18 protein-coding genes are annotated in these 16,008 nt (G+C 67.8%); 1 reads left to right on the top strand and 17 read right to left on the bottom strand.

Annotated elements, in window-relative coordinates; genetic code table 11:
• Nucleotides 1-21: 21 nt before the first annotated feature.
• The 6 genes from VEIS_RS04965 to mltG all read right to left on the bottom strand — a co-directional run bounded on the left by VEIS_RS04965 (nt 22) and on the right by mltG (nt 4,753).
• A complete protein-coding gene (locus VEIS_RS04965) occupies nt 22-690 on the bottom strand; it encodes an ankyrin repeat domain-containing protein (RefSeq protein WP_011808798.1) in 669 nt (222 codons plus the stop codon).
• Between the two features lie 15 nt (nt 691-705).
• Entirely contained in the window at nt 706-1,503 is a 798-nt protein-coding gene (locus VEIS_RS04960) for a TatD family hydrolase (RefSeq protein WP_011808797.1), read from the bottom strand.
• Nucleotides 1,504-1,584: 81 nt separating this feature from the next.
• Nucleotides 1,585-1,953, bottom strand: coding sequence for a PilZ domain-containing protein (locus VEIS_RS04955; RefSeq protein WP_011808796.1), 369 nt, complete (start codon nt 1,951-1,953; stop codon nt 1,585-1,587).
• A 16-nt stretch (nt 1,954-1,969) separates the two neighbouring features.
• Entirely contained in the window at nt 1,970-3,025 is a 1,056-nt protein-coding gene (locus tag VEIS_RS04950; protein WP_011808795.1) for a DNA polymerase III subunit delta', read from the bottom strand.
• Nucleotides 3,022-3,702, bottom strand: a complete 681-nt coding sequence (gene tmk / locus VEIS_RS04945) for a dTMP kinase (RefSeq protein ID WP_011808794.1) — start codon at nt 3,700-3,702, stop codon at nt 3,022-3,024. Before tmk ends, VEIS_RS04950 begins: the two co-directional genes overlap by 4 nt.
• A gap of 88 nt (nt 3,703-3,790) precedes the next feature.
• A complete protein-coding gene (gene mltG, locus VEIS_RS04940; RefSeq protein ID WP_011808793.1) occupies nt 3,791-4,753 on the bottom strand; it encodes an endolytic transglycosylase MltG in 963 nt (320 codons plus the stop codon).
• A gap of 67 nt (nt 4,754-4,820) precedes the next feature.
• On the opposite strand from mltG, the gene ygfZ reads away from it, so the two are divergent.
• Nucleotides 4,821-5,732, top strand: a complete 912-nt coding sequence (ygfZ, locus tag VEIS_RS04935; RefSeq protein ID WP_011808792.1) for a CAF17-like 4Fe-4S cluster assembly/insertion protein YgfZ — start codon at nt 4,821-4,823, stop codon at nt 5,730-5,732.
• A gap of 13 nt (nt 5,733-5,745) precedes the next feature.
• Here ygfZ and VEIS_RS04930 read toward each other — a convergent pair whose 3' ends face one another.
• The 11 genes from VEIS_RS04930 to VEIS_RS04885 form a co-directional block, all read right to left on the bottom strand.
• A complete protein-coding gene (locus VEIS_RS04930) occupies nt 5,746-6,984 on the bottom strand; it encodes an ABC transporter substrate-binding protein (RefSeq protein ID WP_011808791.1) in 1,239 nt (412 codons plus the stop codon).
• A 180-nt stretch (nt 6,985-7,164) separates the two neighbouring features.
• Entirely contained in the window at nt 7,165-8,178 is a 1,014-nt protein-coding gene (locus tag VEIS_RS04925; RefSeq protein ID WP_011808790.1) for a CobW family GTP-binding protein, read from the bottom strand.
• Entirely contained in the window at nt 8,178-8,582 is a 405-nt protein-coding gene (locus VEIS_RS04920) for a hypothetical protein (protein ID WP_011808789.1), read from the bottom strand. The genes VEIS_RS04925 and VEIS_RS04920 overlap by 1 nt, the downstream gene beginning before the upstream one ends.
• Nucleotides 8,583-8,599: 17 nt before the next feature.
• Nucleotides 8,600-9,484, bottom strand: a complete 885-nt coding sequence (locus VEIS_RS04915) for a polysaccharide deacetylase family protein (protein WP_011808788.1) — start codon at nt 9,482-9,484, stop codon at nt 8,600-8,602.
• An 18-nt stretch (nt 9,485-9,502) separates the two neighbouring features.
• A complete protein-coding gene (locus VEIS_RS04910) occupies nt 9,503-10,618 on the bottom strand; it encodes an ABC transporter ATP-binding protein (protein ID WP_011808787.1) in 1,116 nt (371 codons plus the stop codon).
• Between the two features lie 4 nt (nt 10,619-10,622).
• Nucleotides 10,623-11,843 carry an ABC transporter substrate-binding protein gene (locus VEIS_RS04905; RefSeq protein WP_011808786.1) on the bottom strand — a complete coding sequence of 407 codons (1,221 nt, stop codon included), beginning with the start codon at nt 11,841-11,843 and terminating at the stop codon, nt 10,623-10,625.
• A gap of 65 nt (nt 11,844-11,908) precedes the next feature.
• On the bottom strand, nt 11,909-12,667 hold the full coding sequence (locus tag VEIS_RS04900; RefSeq protein ID WP_011808785.1) for an SDR family NAD(P)-dependent oxidoreductase: 759 nt from the start codon (nt 12,665-12,667) through the stop codon (nt 11,909-11,911).
• A 10-nt stretch (nt 12,668-12,677) separates the two neighbouring features.
• On the bottom strand, nt 12,678-12,809 hold the full coding sequence (locus tag VEIS_RS31070; protein WP_265657512.1) for a hypothetical protein: 132 nt from the start codon (nt 12,807-12,809) through the stop codon (nt 12,678-12,680).
• The gene (locus VEIS_RS04895; RefSeq protein ID WP_011808784.1) at nt 12,806-13,657 is read right to left on the bottom strand and encodes an ABC transporter permease; all 852 of its coding nucleotides are present in this window, start codon (nt 13,655-13,657) and stop codon (nt 12,806-12,808) included. Before VEIS_RS04895 ends, VEIS_RS31070 begins: the two co-directional genes overlap by 4 nt.
• 2 nt (nt 13,658-13,659) lie before the next feature.
• Nucleotides 13,660-14,544, bottom strand: coding sequence for an ABC transporter permease (locus VEIS_RS04890; protein ID WP_049774035.1), 885 nt, complete (start codon nt 14,542-14,544; stop codon nt 13,660-13,662).
• A gap of 38 nt (nt 14,545-14,582) precedes the next feature.
• The gene (locus VEIS_RS04885; protein WP_011808782.1) at nt 14,583-15,674 is read right to left on the bottom strand and encodes an ABC transporter ATP-binding protein; all 1,092 of its coding nucleotides are present in this window, start codon (nt 15,672-15,674) and stop codon (nt 14,583-14,585) included.
• Between the last annotated feature and the right edge of the window lie 334 nt (nt 15,675-16,008).

Raw genomic sequence — 16,008 nt, 5'->3', positions numbered from 1 at the left:
CCGGGGTGATGCCGGGCCGGCTCACCACTTGCCCCGGTCGGGCTGGCGCTGCCGTATCGCGGCAGCGATTTTTTCGGCCGCATCGACGCGGCCCACGCGCAACGCGAAGTCGATGGCGCTCAAGCCCAACTGGTTCTTGAGCGCGGGGTCGGCCCCCTCTTGCAGCAAGAGTTGCACGGCCTCGGTCGAGCCGTACTGCGCGGCCATCATCAACGGGGTGCTGCCGTTGGGCGATGCGGCGTCGATATAGGCATGGTTTTCCAGCAGCAACCCGATGATCAGCAGATGCTCGGGCGCGCCGGCCGAGGCCGCATAGTGCAGCGGCGCCCAGCCGGTTTTGTTCACATCGGCAGAGCGCGCCAGCAGGGCTTTGACGGCGGCCACATGGCCTTTGATGGCGGCCATCATCAGCGGACTTTCGTCTTCGGCATTGCGCGCCTGCACGTCCACCCGGGGCGCTGCCAGCAATGCCGCAAAGGCCCGGCTGGCGCCAGCGCGCAGCGCCAGCGTCAGACCCACCTGCCCCTTGGGGTCGCGCATGTTCGGGTCGAAACCCCGGCGCAGCAGCGCCGTGATGGCCGCATCGTCATCGCGCGCGATGGCGGCAAAAAAGTCCTCGTAGGAGTCCGCCCGGGTGCGCGCGGCCAGCAGCCCCAGGGCCATGGCTGTCAACGCAGAACGCCGCTGCATGGGTGCCGCCGTCACTCACGGCCTGAACAAACGGTCGAAATTGCCGCTGGTGGCCTCGGCCACCGCTTGCAGCGTGATGCCCTTGGTGTCCGCCACCTGGCGCGCCACATGGGGCAGGTACGCGGGGCTGTTGGTCTTTCCCCGGTAGGGCACGGGCGCCAGATAGGGGCTGTCGGTCTCGATCAGCATGCGGCCGAGCGGCACGAAGGCCAGCACGGCGCGCAACTCCTGCGCGTTCTTGAAGGTCACGATGCCGGAGAACGACAGGTAGTAGCCCAGATCGAGCACCGCGCGCGCCACCGGCAGCGATTCGGTAAAGCAGTGAAACACCCCGCCGGCCCGGTTGCCGGCGCCGTCTTCGCCCTCTTGCCGAAGAATGGCCAGCGTGTCCTCGGCGGCGCTGCGGGTGTGGATCACCAAGGGTTTTGCGCAGGCCCGGGCGGCACGGATATGGGTGCGAAAGCGCTCCCGCTGCCACTGCAGGTCGGCAATGCTGCGCCCGCCCTTGCGCTCTTGCATGCCGTAGTAATCGAGGCCGGTCTCGCCAATGGCCAGCACGCGCGGCAGGGCGGCGCGTTCGAGCAGGTCTTGCACGCTCGGCTCGGTCACGCCCTCGTTATCGGGGTGCACGCCCACCGTGCTCCAGAAGTTGTCGTGGGCCATGGCCAGCGCGTGCACGCCGTCGAATCCCTCGATGGTCGTGCAAATGCACAAAGCCCGATCGACCTGTGCCTGCGCCATGGCCTGGCGGATCGCGTGCAGTTGGCCGCGCAGTTCGGGAAAGTCCAGATGGCAGTGCGAATCAGTGAACATGCGGTGACGAAACGACAGCGCCGACCTGCCAGCGCGGGTCGGCACGGGGCAGCGGCGACGGGCTGGGGGATCGGGTCTGTATCAGATGGTCTGTGTCGGGCGATCGGACCCCAGCGCCGAGCCTAGCAGGGTCTCGATCTTGAGCTTGAGCTGGCGCGACTTGTCGTCCTTGGGAAACTGTATGCCCACACCCTGGGTGCGGTTGCCCGCAGCCCGGGCCGGGGTCACCCAGGCCACGCGGCCGGCCACCGGGTAGCGCTGCGTGTCATCGGGCAGCGTCAGCAGCACATAGACATCGTCGCCGAGTTTGTAGTCCTTGTGGGTGGGCACGAAGATGCCCCCATCGGTAAACAAGGGGATGTAGGCCATATGCAAGGCCGGCTTTTCCTTGATGGCCAGTTGTATCACGCTGGGGCGGGGCGCGGCCGGCGTGGTCGATGGATTGCTCATGGGGGTCGATGGCGGCTCAATGCTTGGAGTGTAGGGTGTTTCGCGCCTGAGCGACAAGCGCCTCCAGCATCAATCCGGCATTGAACGGGTGGTCTGCGGTGCGCGCGGCCTTGGCCAGCGCACGCGACCAGCGGGTCAAAGCCGCCAGCGGCGGCACCCGGGGCAGGTCTGCCGGCGCAAAGTAGCGTGGCGCTGCGCCCACACTGGCTGCCAGCAGGTCATGGCAGAGCTTTTGCAATGCAGTGATTGCCTGGGCCGGCGTCCAGTCGCCCAGCGCTGCCACCTCCCCGCGCGCCATGGCCTGCGGCAGGCTGGCCCAGGCCTGGGGGCTGCGGCCGGACTGCGCCAGCGCCAGCGCATCATCGGGCCGACCGCCTGCGGCGCGCAGGAACGACGCGGCCGCCTCTGGCGCCAAGCCCTGCGCCTGTAGCCAAGCCTGCATCTGAACGGGCGCCGGCCAGACCATGGCGTGGCCCAGGCAGCGGCTGCGGATGGTGGGCAGCAGCAGGTGTGCGGCCTCGCTGGCCAGCACGAAGCGGATCTGTCCGGGGGGCTCCTCCAGCGTCTTGAGCAGCGCGTTGGCCGTGATCTGGTTCATCTGTTCGGCCGGGTACACCAGCACCGCCTTGCCCCGCCCACGGCCGGCGGTGCGCTGGGCAAACTCCAGCGCGTCGCGCATGGCCTCGACACGAATCTCCCGGCTGGGCTTGCGCTTTTTGTCGTCGATCTCGGCCTGGGCTTTTTCCGACAGCGGCCAGCCCAGCGCCATCATCTGCACTTCGGGCATCAGCACGCACAGGTCGGCATGGGTGCGCACATCGATGGCATGGCAACTGCCGCATTGGCCGCAGGCGGCGCCCTGCGCGGCGGGTGCATTGCCCGGCGCGATCGGCACGTCACCCGGCGCGATCGGCGCATCGCATAACCAGGCGCGCACCAGTTCCATGCCCAGCGCGTACTGCCCCAGGCCCGAAGGCCCGTGCAGCAGCCAGGCATGGCCGCGCTGGGCCAGCAAGCGGCTGCGCTGCGCGGCAATCCAGGGCGCCAGGGCCGTGGCGCCGGCGGCACTCATTGCGCCCCTCCTTGGGGGGTCACCATGGGCGCCAGCCAGCCTTTGCACACCAGCGCGTCGCGCAGTTGCTGCCGCACCCGGTGGCACTCCTGCGCGGCATCGATGCGCACGATGCGCCGGGGGGCTGCGGCGGCGCGGTCGGCGTAGCCCCGGGCCACGCGGCGGAAGAACTCCACGGGCTGGGCCTCGAAGCGGTCGGGCCGGTGCGCGGCGCCAGCCATGCGCTCGGCGGCCAGTTCGGGCGCCAGGTCGAACCACAGCGTCAGTTCAGGCTCAGGCAGCAAACCATCCTTGTGCGCTGCTGCCGTATTCGTCATGCGCTCGAGTATGGATAGCGTTTCGTGGTCGAACCCGCGTCCGGCACCCTGGTAGGCAAAGGTCGAGTCGGTAAACCGGTCGCACAGCACCACGTCGCCGCGCGCCAGCGCGGGTTCGATGACCTGGCGCAGGTGGTCGCGGCGGGCGGCGAAGATCAGCAGCGATTCGGTGAGCGCGTCCATGCGCTCGGCCAGCAGCAGCGCGCGCAGCTTTTCCGCCAGCGGGGTGCCGCCCGGCTCGCGGCTGACGGTGACCCTGCGGCCCTGGGCGCGAAAAGCAGCCGCCAGGCCCTCGACATGCGAGGACTTGCCGGCGCCGTCTATGCCTTCGAAGCTGATGAACAGGCCGGGTCGTGACATCGGAAATCTCGGGTTGATCTCGGGTTGAATCTGCGGCCATCAGTGGTGGCCATCGGCGGGCATTTTCGACCCTGTGGGATCGGCATTGCTACGGCCCGCGCTGATAGCGGTTGACGGCGCGGTTGTGCTCTTGCAGCGAGGCGCTGAAATGGCTGCCGCCATCGCCCTTGGCGACAAAGTACAGCGCGCGCGTGGCCTCGGGGCGCACGGCGGCCAGCAGCGCGGCCTTGCCGGGCATCGCAATCGGCGTGGGCGGCAGACCGGCGCGGGTGTAGGTGTTCCAGGGCGTGTCGGCTTGCAGATCGCGGCGGCGCAGGTTGCCGTCGAACTTTTCGCCCAGGCCGTAGATCACCGTGGGGTCGGTTTGCAGCAGCATGCCGGCGCGCAGGCGGTTGGCAAAAACGCCGGCAATCTGGCTGCGGTCGCTGGCGCGGCCGGTTTCCTTTTCGACGATGCTGGCCAAAATCAGCGCCTGCTCGGCCGATTGCAGCGGCGTGTCTGCGGCGCGCATGGCCCAGGCGGCCTGCAACTGCCGGTCCATCGCGTGCAGCGCGCGGCGCAGCAAAGCCAGGTCGCTGGAGCCTTTGGCGTAGGTGTAGGTGTCCGGGAAGAACCGCCCCTCGGGGGCCACCCCCGGGCGACCGATCTGCGCCATCAGCGCCTGGTCGTCGAGCGCGGCGCTGTCCGGCCTGAGCTGCTCCTGCCGGGCCAGCGCCTGGCGCAGTTGGCGCCAGTTCCAGCCCTCGACCAGCGTCAGCGTGCGCAGGGCTTCTTCGCCCCGGACCAATTTCTGCAGCAAGGCAATGGGCGTCGTGCCGGGGGCAATCTCATAATTGCCGGCCTTGATCGCCCGGCCCTGGCCCGAGAAACGAAACCAGGCGTACAGCAGGCGCGCATCGGTGCGCGCGCCGGCCGCCGCCACGGCGCGGGCCACGGCGCGCGCCGTGGCGCCAGGCTCGATGGCCAACTCCAGCGCCTGGGCGCCCGTCCACAGCGGTTGGTGCAGCCACCAGTAAGCCAGGCCCCCCGAGGCCAGCAATACGAAGCACATCAAAGCCAGTAAACGCCGCACAACCCTAGCCGCCTGTCTGAATCGGAGCGGGCATCATAATTGAGCGATGACGGACCTCTTGAACGGCATCGCTGCGCTGTCCCATCTCGGCGTGATCCGCGTGGCGGGCGAAGATGCCGGCGCGTTTTTGCACAGCCAGCTGACCCAGGATTTCTCCTCGCTCGACATGCGGCAAGCGCGCCTGGCCGCCTTCCTGTCGGCCAAAGGGCGCATGCAGGCGAGCTTCATCGGCTTGCGGCGCCCCGACGAATGGCTGCTGCTGTGCAGCCGCGATCTGCTCCCGGCCACGCTGGCGCGCCTGTCCATGTTCGTGCTGCGCGCCAAGGCCCGGCTGACCGACGCCAGCGCCGACTTTGCCCTCTACGGCCTGGCGGGCGACACACTGGCGGCCGTTGCCGGCGGCGCGCAGCCCGCCTGGAGCAAGGCCGACATCGGCGCCGCCAGCCTGGTGCACCTGTACCCCGCGGCAAACCAGCCCCGCGCGCTGTGGGTGGCGCCGGCCGGCGACCCGCCACCGGCAGGCCCCGCGCTCGCCACCGCGCTGTGGCTGTGGAGCGAGGTGGCGAGCGGCGTGGCCACGCTGAGCAGCCCCGTGGCCCAGGTCTTCGTGCCGCAGATGCTCAATTACGAGTCCGTGGGCGGCGTGAGCTTCAAGAAGGGCTGCTACCCCGGGCAAGAGGTGGTGGCGCGCAGCCAGTTCCGCGGCACGCTCAAGCGCCGCGCCTATATCGCGCATGCCGAGGCCGATATCGCCGTCGGCGCCGAAGTGTTTGCTGCCACCGACCTGACGCAGCCTTGCGGCACCGTCGTGCAGGCGGCCGCTGCGCCCGGCGGTGGCGTGGATGCCATCGTGTCGCTGCAAATCGCTGCCGCGCACCAGGCCCTGCAGGTGGGCGCCGCAACGGCGCAGCCACTGACGCTGGCGCCGCTGCCCTACCCGTTGCTGCAAGACATTTGACGGGCTGCCGCCTTCACTGCGCGGCGCCATCGATGCCGGCATCGTCGATGAAGTCCTTCCAGCGCCGCGCCATGTAGTTGTGCTCGTCCATGGTCGTGTTCCAGACCGCGATCCGGCTCGCCTTGCGCCAATACGAGCCACCGGAGCGCAATGTTCCGGCACGGACCACGATGCGGCCATCGGGCCCGCGCAGATCGCAGGCGGCGGGCTTGCCCTCGTACCAGTAGTCCCACTCCTGCGGCGAGAGCCAGTCGCGCACCCTGCGCGATGCCGCCATGTAGTAGCCCTGGCGCGCCATCACCGCGCCGGGCCAGCCGCAAAGCCACCAATTGAGATAGTCGTAGGCCACGTCGAGCATGCGGCCCTTGAGGTGCCGCGACAGGCACATCCCGCCATGCCAGGCCCGATAGCCCTCGCGCGGGGCCACCTCGATCACCGGCACACCTTCGGCGGCGAGCGCGGTCAGCGCCGGGGACCAGATGCTTTGCACGCCCACCATGCCGCCTTGCATCAGGCGCACCGAATCGGCCATGGTCTTCCAAAATCCGACGAAGTGCCCGCGGCGTTTGCGTTCGAGCAAGATGGCGATGAGCCGATCGATTTCGCGGATGCTCAGATTGCCGATGTCGCGCGGCTCGAATTCGCCCGTGGACCGGGCGGCCAGCGCCGCGTCGAAGATACCGATCGCCGGCTCGTCGACCAGCGCGATGCGCCCGCTCAGGCGGGCATCGAGCAGCCAGTCCCAGCCGGGATCGTCCCCCATCGAGGCCAGGACCTGCGGCGTGACGGCGAAGGCGTCCATGTTGTGCACCGCAGGCAGCATCGCGATGCGTGCCGACGGCGCAGCGCCCAGCGTGAGGTCGGGCTGCACGTAGAGTTTGTGCACCGGGGCATCGCCACGACCGATCAGCGCCTCGGGGGTGATGCGGCCTCTTTTGGTCAGATCGCTGACCTCGCCCCACAGCGCGATGCGCCGAAGGTCTATCGGCTGTACCGCATGCCAGAACCAGACGATGTCCAGGCTGTGAAAGCACTGGTCGTAGACATCGTAGCTCCCGGTGTCGGTGGCGGCGCGCTGTTGCGCGGTCAGAAAGTCCAGCGGCTCGAAGCTCAGACGAATCCCGAGGTCGGCCTCGGCGCGCTCGCGCACGCTGTCGAGCAAGGTGATTTCGGTGCCCAACACACGCAGATGGGGCCGGCCCCCGGCATGTATCGCGGGCGCCTGCGGACGGACTCCAGGCAGGTTTCCCATGGCGCTTTATGCGTCAACCGCAGGCGCGCGCCGATGCCGGGCGCGCGGGCCGGCGCCGCAGGCAGTGCCGGGGTGGTTCAGACGATGCGGCGGATCGCGTCATGGGCATCTCCAGGACCGATGGCGGGGGCGTCCGGCGACGGCAGGGTGTCCGGTGGACTTGGCAAGCGCCGTGCCGGCTCACGCCGCCAAGTGCCGTTGGCAATTGCGCCATGAGGCTTGCACCTGTTCGGGCGCAAGCCCTTGAACGATGAACACGAGGCAAGATCGGTGCCATCCCTGCGGCCAGCGGGTCAAGTGTAGCGGCGGGTGCATCAGCTGCTGAACGCCGTGGATGGCCACCGGCGTTGACGCGCCAGCGACATGAATCAAGCCCTTGACGCGCAGCACCTGCTCGCCGTGGCGGTGCAGCAGCAAGGACAGCCACAGGCTGAACGCCAGCCAGTCGACATCGTTGCCCGGCTCCAGCACGAAAGATTCGATGCCGCCATGCGCGCCGCCATGCTGCTCCGGGGCGTAGCGGCGTTGCCGCGCGGCATCCAGCCAGCGCCCGAGCTCTTCGCTCTTGCCCTGCTCCTGAAACATGTCCTGGCCGAGCAGGGCCTGCGCGTCCAGCGCCTTCGGGCCGGCCAGGCAGACCAGCGCGGCCGGGTTCAGTTGCGCCAGTTCCTGGAGCAAAGCCGCGAGCGCCCCGGGGCTGGCCAGCTCCGCTTTGGTCACCACCAGCCGATCGGCCACGGCCACCTGCTTGCGGCTTTGCGGATGCCGCTCCAACTGCCCATGCGCATGCACCGCATCGACCGTGGTGATCACGTTGCCGGCGCGCAAATGCGCGCGCAGCACCGGGTCGTGCATCACGGTCGCCAGCACCGGCGTCGGGTCGGCCAGCCCGGTGGTCTCGATCAGCAAACGGGTGAACGGCGCAACCGCCCCGCGCTCGCGGCGCTCATACAGGCCGCGTATCGCCGCCCGCAGATCGCCACGGATCGTGCAGCAGACGCAGCCCGATGACAGCAGCACCAGGTCGCCATCGACAGCCTCGACCAGATGGTGGTCGATGCCGATGGTGCCGAACTCGTTGATCAACACGGCGCAGTGGGAGAACGCCAGGTCGCGCAGCAGCCGGTTGAGCAGGCTCGTTTTTCCCGACCCGAGAAAGCCCGTCAGCACGTTGACCGGCAGCCGGCTGTCCATCAGCCGCCCCCGCCGGTTTCTGGCTCCTCGGGCAACCCTGCGCCGACCGGAGGCCGGTTCAGTCCCCCGCCGGCCGGAGGCCGGTTCAGTCCCCCGCCGACCGGAGGCCGGCTCAGCCACCCATGCTCCAGCGGATCGATCGCAGCGCCGCCGAGCCGATCGAGCGCCAGCCACACCTGGGCCAGCGATGGCACCAGTTCCTGCCTGCCGGTGGCGCCGGCAACCAGGTACGCGCAGCCCTGCCAGTCGCTGATCTGCACGTTGCGGGTGCGCGCAATGCGGTTGAGCATCCGGACCATGCGTGCCCGCTCAGCCCGCGCGGTGGCGGGCATGGCCAGCCGCAGCCGTCCCTGCGCGCTGCTCCAATGCGCAGGCTCGCCCAGAACGCCGCATATGCCGCACATAGGGCGCGCCGGTTCCGTCAGGGCGCCGGGGCCGGTTGGCGCCGCGCGAAATCGTCGGCCATTTCATCGAGCGTGACGAAGCGCACGCCCGGGTGCGCGCTCATGTGGGCAAACAGGCGCTCGAGCATCAGCAATACCTGCGGCCGGCCAGAGACATCCGGATGGATGGTGATCGGAAACACCGCGTAGTCCAGCTCACGGTAGACCCAGTCGAACTGGTCGCGCCACAGTTGCTCGATGTCGCGCGGGTTCACGAAGCCATGGCTGTTGGGCGACTTCTTGATGAACATCATCGGCGGCAGGTCATCGAGGTACCAGTTCCCGGGGATCTCGATCAGGCGCGATTCGGTGCCACGGCGCAGCGGCTTCATCCATTCGGCCGCCGGTTTGCCAAAGTCGATCTTGGTCCAACTGTCGCCCACGCGCACATAGTACGGATGAAAATCGTTGTGCATCAACGAGTGGTCGTACTTGATGCCCTTCTTGAGCAGCAGTTCGTTGCTGACGGCCGAGAACTCCCACCAGGGGGCGACGTAACCGGTGGGGCGCTTGCCGGACAGTGCCTGTACCAAGTCTATGCATTTGTCCAGCACCGCTTCCTCCTGCACCGCCGTCATCGCGATCGGGTTCTCATGCGAGTAGCCATGGATGCCGATTTCATGCCCGGCCTCGGCGACCGCGCGCATCTGGCTCGGGAAGGTCTCTATCGAATGCCCGGGTATGAACCATGTGGTGCGAATCCCCAGGCGCTCGAACAGCCGCAGCAGGCGCGGTGCTCCGACCTCGCCGGCGAACAGGCCGCGCGAGATGTCGTCCGGCGAGTCCTCGCCGCCATACGAGCCCAGCCAGCCGGCGACGGCATCCACGTCGACGCCGAAGCCGCACAAAATTTCTTTCGCCATCTTCCACTCCTTGGCGGTTTACAGACACGACCCCGGATCGGGGCCCGCAGGGATCACCGTCGCCTCGGCAATCGGCCACGACACTTGCACCCTGGCCGCGTTGGGCAAATCGTCCGCGTGATCGACATGGCGCTTGATGCTCAGGCATTCGCCGTCGGCCAATTCGACCTGTAGCCGCACGGTCTGTCCGGTGTAGGTCCGGCCGCTGACATGGCCGGCGATCTGCCCTTCGGGCGCCTGGGTCTCGTCGTCTGGCGCCGCTCTCAAATCCATCGCTTCCGAGGGCACGACCAGCAGCGCGCGGTCTCCGATGCGCAGGCCGCTGTTCTCGGCAGGGCTGCCTTTGAGCAGGCCCAGCGCCGTGTCCACCAGCGCCACGCCGTGCCCCAGCGCCTGCACCCGGCCTGCCAGCAAGGCGTTGCGGCCGATGAAGCGCGCGACGAACGGCGTTGCCGGGCGCGTGTACAGGGTATGGGGCGTGGCGATCTGTTCGGCGCGGCCGCGATTCATCACCACCACGCGGTCGGACAGCACCAGCGCTTCGGATTGCGCATGCGTGACGAACAAGAAGGTGATGCCGACCTCGCGCTGCAGCAGCTTGAGCTCATGCTGAATCGACTTGCGCAGGTTGGCATCGAGCGCGCCCAGGGGTTCGTCGAGCAGCAGGATGTCCGGCTGTACCGCCAAGCCGCGGGCCAACGCCACCCGCTGGCGCTGCCCGCCCGACAACTGGCTGCCGCGGCGTCCGGCCACCGCATCGAGCTCGAAAAGCCCGAGCATGTGATCGATGCGCGCCTTCATCGCCGCCGGAGCCAGCCTGCGCACCTGCAGGCCGAACGCAATGTTCTCGCGCACCGTCATGTGCGGGAACAGCGCGAAGTCCTGAAAGATCGTCGATGTCGGCCGCTGCTCGGGCGGCAAATGCCCGATGTCCTGACCGCGCAGCAAAATCCGGCCGCTGCTCAGGCTCTCGAATCCGGCCAACATGCGCAGCGTCGTCGTCTTGCCGCAGCCCGACGGGCCGACGATCGAGATGAACTCGCCCCGTCGGGCCTGCAGGCAAAAGTTGTCGACGGCCTGGTGGCCGCCCGGATAGCGCTTGCACAGGTTCAGCAGTTCGAGATCGTGCTGCATGGGCTCAGGCCGTCAGGAACTCATTCCACTTCTGGATCAGGTAGTCATAGGCATCGGGCCATTGGTGCCAGTACGCCACCTGCGCTGCGCGCTGTGCCAACGAGCCCCCGTCACGCAGGTCGCCCTCCCGGATGCCGCGCTCGGGCGCGCCGACCCAGGGCGCGCCCTCGTACCAGAAGGCGTATTTCTCGGGCGCCATCACCTGCTTGATATTGGTGCTCGGCGAGTAGTAGCCCTGCTCGGAGACGGTGATCGCCGGCGGGCCTGACAGCCAATAGTCGGCATACGCCATCGCGGCCTCGCGATGGGGCGTCGTGGCCAGCACGGTGACGCCTATCGCCCAGGCGCGGTAGCCCTCCTTGGGGGTTGCATACTTGCAGGGCCGGCCTTGCGCTTTGACCGCCATCACCGCAGGCTGCCAGGCATCGCAGACCACCATCTCGCCCGAGGCCAGCAGATTCACCAGTTCGCCGAAATCGCCCCACAGCGCGCGAAATTGCCCTTCCTTCTTCTTGGCTATCAGGAACCTGATCGCCTCGTCGATCTCCTTCCTGCCGGGGTTGCCCGGGTTCTTCACGTCCGACAAGCCCAGCGAGTTCATCGCCAGGATGGCCTGGCCGATCGCGATCAAGGGGTCGGTGTTCAGCCCGGAGCGACCCTTCCACTTCTTGTCGAACAGGGCCGTCCAACTGTCGGCCTCTTGCGCGCTGAGCACGCTGGGGTTGTAGCCGATCGAGTCATAGTTGTAGACCGTAGGCACCATGTACAGCGAGGTCTGCGCCGCGTCGGCCCAGATCTGTCCGGTGATCTGGGCTTTGGCCGGCAGCTTGGCGTTCGGCCGCGTGAAGGTGTCGCGGATATTGCCCCAGTTCTTCAGCGCCGCCGTCGGCACCGGGTAGACATTCTTGGTCATCACCAGGGCCGGCAAGCGCTCGGCGATGATTTCCCAGACATCGAAGTCCTTGGCGCCCGAGAGAATCCTGGTTTGCGCGTCCGGAAACGTCGCCGCCGTCCCCGTGGTCTTGGCAACGCCGGACTTGGCTTTGAAGTCGGACAGGATGCGCTCTTGCACGGTCACCGACAGCCCTATCGTGCGCAATTGCTGTTTGGCCAATGGGCCGGTCTGCGCCAGCGCCGCGCCGGCGGGCAGCAACGCGCCGCTGGCGCCGAGCGCAAGCCCCTGCGCCAGCGCGTGGCGCCGTGATGGATCGAATCGGGTCGTCATGTCGATTTCCTTTCAGTGAAAAAAACCAAACGCCAGGCGCGCGCCCCGATGGCGCTCGATGGCGCTCAATAGCGCCCCACGAGCAGGCCGCCGTCCACCACCAAGGTCTGGCCGGTGATGTAGCGTGCCGCGTCGCTGCAAAGAAACAGGATCGCGCCGGCGATGTCGTCGGGTTCGCCGACGCGGCCGAGCGGAATGAACGCTGCCGCAGCCTCCAGCCCTTCAGGCCCGAGCGAGTGCTCGCGCGACAGGGCTTGCGCCGTGCGCACATAGCCGGGTGCGACGGCATTGACGCGAATGCCCTGGCGCGCCAGTTCGACCGCCATGGCCCGCACCATGCCCAGCACGCCGGCCTTGGCCGCCGAGTAATGCACATGCTCGCTCCACCCGTAGGCCAGGCCCATGACCGAGGACAGGGCCGTGATCGAGCCGCTGCCGCGCGTGCGCATCCCCGGCAGCGCCGCGCGGGCCACCCTGAGCATGCCCTTGAGGTCGATCTCCATCGTCTGATCCCATTGCGCGTCGCTCATCTCGGACAGGGGCGCGCGGTGCGCAATGCCGGCATTCAGAACCAATGCGTCGATCGCGCCGCAGCGCTGTTCGACCCGGGCGACGAGCGCATTCACCGCCTCGGTCGAGCGCACGTCGAGAAACTCGAAGTCGGCGCTGCCGCCGGTGGCGACGATGGCCCGGGCGACCTCGACGCCGGCGCTTTCGAGCACATCGGTCACGATGACGTGGTAGCGCGCCTTGGCGCCCTCGAATGCGGTGGCGCGACCTATGCCTATGCCGCCGCCGGTGATGAGCATGACAGGTCGTTGCATCCGGGCTCCTTCAGAAAATCACCCCGGCGGCCCATCGCGCCGCGCCCGGCCCGCGACACACGCAGCAGCGGCGCTGCGCGCAAACCAGCGCCGGCCGCGCAACGGGCGTTGCCGGGCCGCTGGCAATGCGCGGGGGCTTCACCGGATCTCCTCTTGCAGCGCGACCGACCGGGCGCGTCGCAGCGTCAGCGCCATCAGCGCGCCATACACGGCCAGCAAGGTGAACGAGGCCAAGGTCGTCAGCACGCCGAACGCAAAGAGGTTGGGATGGATCTCGACCGAGAAAGAGCCGTAGATGGTCAACGGCAGCGTCTGCTGGCCGCCGGCGGTGAACAGCGTGCGCGAGAATTCGTCATACGACAGCGTGAACGAGAACAGCATCGCGCTGAGCACCCCCGGGAAAATCAACGGGAAAGTGATGCGCCGGAAGGTCGTGGCGGGGCTGACCCCGAGGCTCCAGGCGGCCTCTTCGAGCGAGCGGTCGAAGCGGTTGAAGACAGCCAGCATCACCAGGAAGGCGAACGGGTAGGCGTAGACCACATGGACCACGAACGAGCTGCCCCACCATGCGCGCGGCAGGCCCAGCATATTGGCCAGCAGCGCGACGCCCAGGCCGACCAGGATGCCCGGCACGATCATGCCCAGCACGATCAGATAAAAGACCAGCCCCGAAGCCCGAAAGCGCCGCCGGAAGGCTTGCGCCGAAAGCACCCCGAGAACCGTTGCGACCACCGTCGTTGCCAGCGCCAGCGCCAGCGACCGGAGCAGGGCCGGGCCCAGATCCAACGGCGCGACGCGCGACGGCGCAGCCCACCCGAGCAGGTGCCGGTACCAGTAAGAGGACCATTCGATGATGGGAAACTGCGGGCCGCCCTCGGGGCCGGTCTGAAAGCTCAGGATGCTCAGCACCACCATCGGGCCATACAGGAACACGATGAACCCGGCGGTAAACAGCGCCAGAAACAGACGCAGCGAGGTTTTGCCCTGCATGCTCAAAGCTCCTCGCGCAGGTTGACCAGGCGCAGCAGCAAAGCCACGACCAATGCCGTGATCGCCGTCAGGATCACGCCGGCGACGGCCGCAAAGGCCCACTTGAGCGAGCCGACCTGGGTGACGATGATGTTGCCCAGCATGCTCAGCTTGCGCCCCGATAGCGCCGAGGAGGTGGCGAACTCGCCCAGCACCATGATCGTGACGAAGATGGCGCCGACCACGACACCGGGCATGCTCAGCGGCCAGACGATGGCACGAAAAATCTTCCAACTGCCGGCCCCGAGGTCCCGGGCGGCTTCAAGCAGGCTGGGCTCGATGCGCGACAGCATGAAGGCGACCGGGCCGACCATGAACACGACGTAGATCTGGACCATGCCGATCACCACCGACAGCGGGCTGAACAGCAGGATCTGCAGCGGCTCGCCGATGATCCCGAGTTGCATCAGGATCAGGTTGATCGCGCCCTCGCTGCCGAGCATCGGCCGCCAGGCCAGCACGCGGATCAGAAACGAGGTCCAGAACGGAATCACGCACAGCACCAGCAGCATGGTCTGTACGCCCTTGTTCCTGACGAACAAGCCGATATACAGCGCCACCGGGTAGCCCAGCAGCAGGCAGCCCAGCAGCACGATCGCCCACAGGCCGATGGTGGTCCACAGCGCGCCGACGTAGGTCGGCGTGGCGAAGAAGGCGCGCCAACTGTCCAGCGTCAGCACAGGCTCGATCGTGAACGTGGTCTGGGTCCAGAAACTGACGTAGACCATCATCGACATCGGCAGCAGCAGGAACAGCAGCATCCAGATCACGCCCGGCGCCAGCAGCCAGGCCCGCTTGAAATCCGCCGGGACGGCAGGCGGCGGCGCAATCGGCGGGGCGAGGGTCATGGTCGATAGGCTCATGAAAATGGCAGGCGGCGCGGCCATCAGGCGGCGTAGGCCAGCGTGTCAGCCGCCTGCCAATGCAAGGCGTAGCGCTGGCCCTGGACGAATTCCGGCGGGCGCCGGTGGCTCAGGTGGTACTCGACCTCGAAATGCGCGCCGACGCCGGTCTCGAAGAGCGCCAGCACGCGCGAACCGGCGTATTCACTGGCCAGGTACGCGCCCGTGATACGGGCCACGCCGGGGTCGCCGTGCCCGTCGTGCAGCGCCTGGCCCGCATCGACCTGCACCCGGTCGCGCCGGACCATGCACACCGCCGCCCCGCGCAACTGCGCAGCCGCCCCCGGCAGCGGCACATCCAACGCCGGCCCCACCAGGCGCCCGGCGACGGCCTGCCCCGGCAAGGGGTTGAAACAGTTGAGCAAGCGGGCCACCTGGCTCGTTGCCGGCTGCTCGAACAAACGGCGCGGCCGGTCGATCTGCACCAAGGCCCCGCGATCGAGCACGGCCACGCGGCTGCCGATCGCCAGCGCCTCTTGCTCATTGCCGGTGACATGCAAGAAGGTGCTGCCGAGCTGGCGCTGTATGCGCTTGAGCTCCAGCGTCATCTGATCGCGCAGGTTCGCATCGAGCGCGCCCAGCGGCTCGTCGAGCAAAACCACGGCGGGTTGGCCGACCAGACAGCGCGCCAACGCAACACGCTGCTTTTGCCCGCCCGATATCTGCGCGATGCTGCGCGGGCCGAGACCACCCAAGCCGACCAAGGCCAGCGCCGCATCGACCGCGCGCCCGATCTGCGCCTGGTCGGGCACCGGCGCATGCTTGCGGTAGCGCAGGCCAAAGGCCAGATTCTCGAAAACGCTCAGATGCGGAAACAGCGCAAAGGACTGAAACACGAAGCCGACCCCGCGCTGATGCACCGCCGTGCCCGCCAGGTCTCGGCCCAACACCTCGACCCGGCCCGCATCGGGACGATCGAACCCGGCGATCAGGCGCAGCATGCTCGACTTTCCCGAACCGCTGGGGCCGAGGATGGTGATGTATTCGCCCGGCTCGACCGCAAGCGACACATCGCGCACCGCCGTCACCCGCCCGAACGATTTGCTCACACCGTGCAGATGCAGTGCCGCCGTCACGGCCTTGCCCCCGATGAAAACGCGCGAACCAGCGCAGACCCAAGCATTGAACTACCTGCCCCTTCAGTGCGCCGCGCAGGCGGCAGGATGACCCATGCGGTCACTGTACTGTTTGTGTCCATAGTATGCAATAGATACTTGTTCGAATGCCTGATGGCCCAGCATCCGGGCAGGAAAGAGGGCCCAAACACTCCTGTCGTTCGGTCATCCGTTGGAATTCGCTGGATGCGATGCGCCCACGCAGCCAGGCCGCGCTGACAGATGGATTCAGGGGTTTTATGGATTTTTGCATACGACAAACCAATCATTTGCTGGCGCATCGCCGCTGCCGACG

Source organism: Verminephrobacter eiseniae EF01-2, from assembly GCF_000015565.1.
Classification (GTDB): Bacteria; Pseudomonadota; Gammaproteobacteria; order Burkholderiales; family Burkholderiaceae_C; genus Acidovorax; species Acidovorax eiseniae.
Note: the sequence above shows the minus strand (reverse complement) of the source record. Positions and strands in the feature narration are given on the sequence as shown.

Bases quoted from the DNA above. Each gene is read 5' to 3' on its own strand.
- VEIS_RS04965 (WP_011808798.1), bottom strand. From the start codon at position 690: ATGCAGCGGCGTTCTGCGTTGACAGCCATGGCCCTGGGGCTGCTGGCC.
- VEIS_RS04960 (WP_011808797.1), bottom strand. From the start codon at position 1,503: ATGTTCACTGATTCGCACTGCCATCTGGACTTTCCCGAACTGCGCGGC.
- VEIS_RS04955 (WP_011808796.1), bottom strand. From the start codon at position 1,953: ATGAGCAATCCATCGACCACGCCGGCCGCGCCCCGCCCCAGCGTGATA.
- VEIS_RS04950 (WP_011808795.1), bottom strand. From the start codon at position 3,025: ATGAGTGCCGCCGGCGCCACGGCCCTGGCGCCCTGGATTGCCGCGCAG.
- tmk (WP_011808794.1), bottom strand. From the start codon at position 3,702: ATGTCACGACCCGGCCTGTTCATCAGCTTCGAAGGCATAGACGGCGCC.
- mltG (WP_011808793.1), bottom strand. From the start codon at position 4,753: ATGTGCTTCGTATTGCTGGCCTCGGGGGGCCTGGCTTACTGGTGGCTG.
- ygfZ (WP_011808792.1), top strand. From the start codon at position 4,821: ATGACGGACCTCTTGAACGGCATCGCTGCGCTGTCCCATCTCGGCGTG.
- VEIS_RS04930 (WP_011808791.1), bottom strand. From the start codon at position 6,984: ATGGGAAACCTGCCTGGAGTCCGTCCGCAGGCGCCCGCGATACATGCC.
- VEIS_RS04925 (WP_011808790.1), bottom strand. From the start codon at position 8,178: ATGGACAGCCGGCTGCCGGTCAACGTGCTGACGGGCTTTCTCGGGTCG.
- VEIS_RS04920 (WP_011808789.1), bottom strand. From the start codon at position 8,582: ATGTGCGGCATATGCGGCGTTCTGGGCGAGCCTGCGCATTGGAGCAGC.
- VEIS_RS04915 (WP_011808788.1), bottom strand. From the start codon at position 9,484: ATGGCGAAAGAAATTTTGTGCGGCTTCGGCGTCGACGTGGATGCCGTC.
- VEIS_RS04910 (WP_011808787.1), bottom strand. From the start codon at position 10,618: ATGCAGCACGATCTCGAACTGCTGAACCTGTGCAAGCGCTATCCGGGC.
- VEIS_RS04905 (WP_011808786.1), bottom strand. From the start codon at position 11,843: ATGACGACCCGATTCGATCCATCACGGCGCCACGCGCTGGCGCAGGGG.
- VEIS_RS04900 (WP_011808785.1), bottom strand. From the start codon at position 12,667: ATGCAACGACCTGTCATGCTCATCACCGGCGGCGGCATAGGCATAGGT.
- VEIS_RS04895 (WP_011808784.1), bottom strand. From the start codon at position 13,657: ATGCAGGGCAAAACCTCGCTGCGTCTGTTTCTGGCGCTGTTTACCGCC.
- VEIS_RS04890 (WP_049774035.1), bottom strand. From the start codon at position 14,544: ATGACCCTCGCCCCGCCGATTGCGCCGCCGCCTGCCGTCCCGGCGGAT.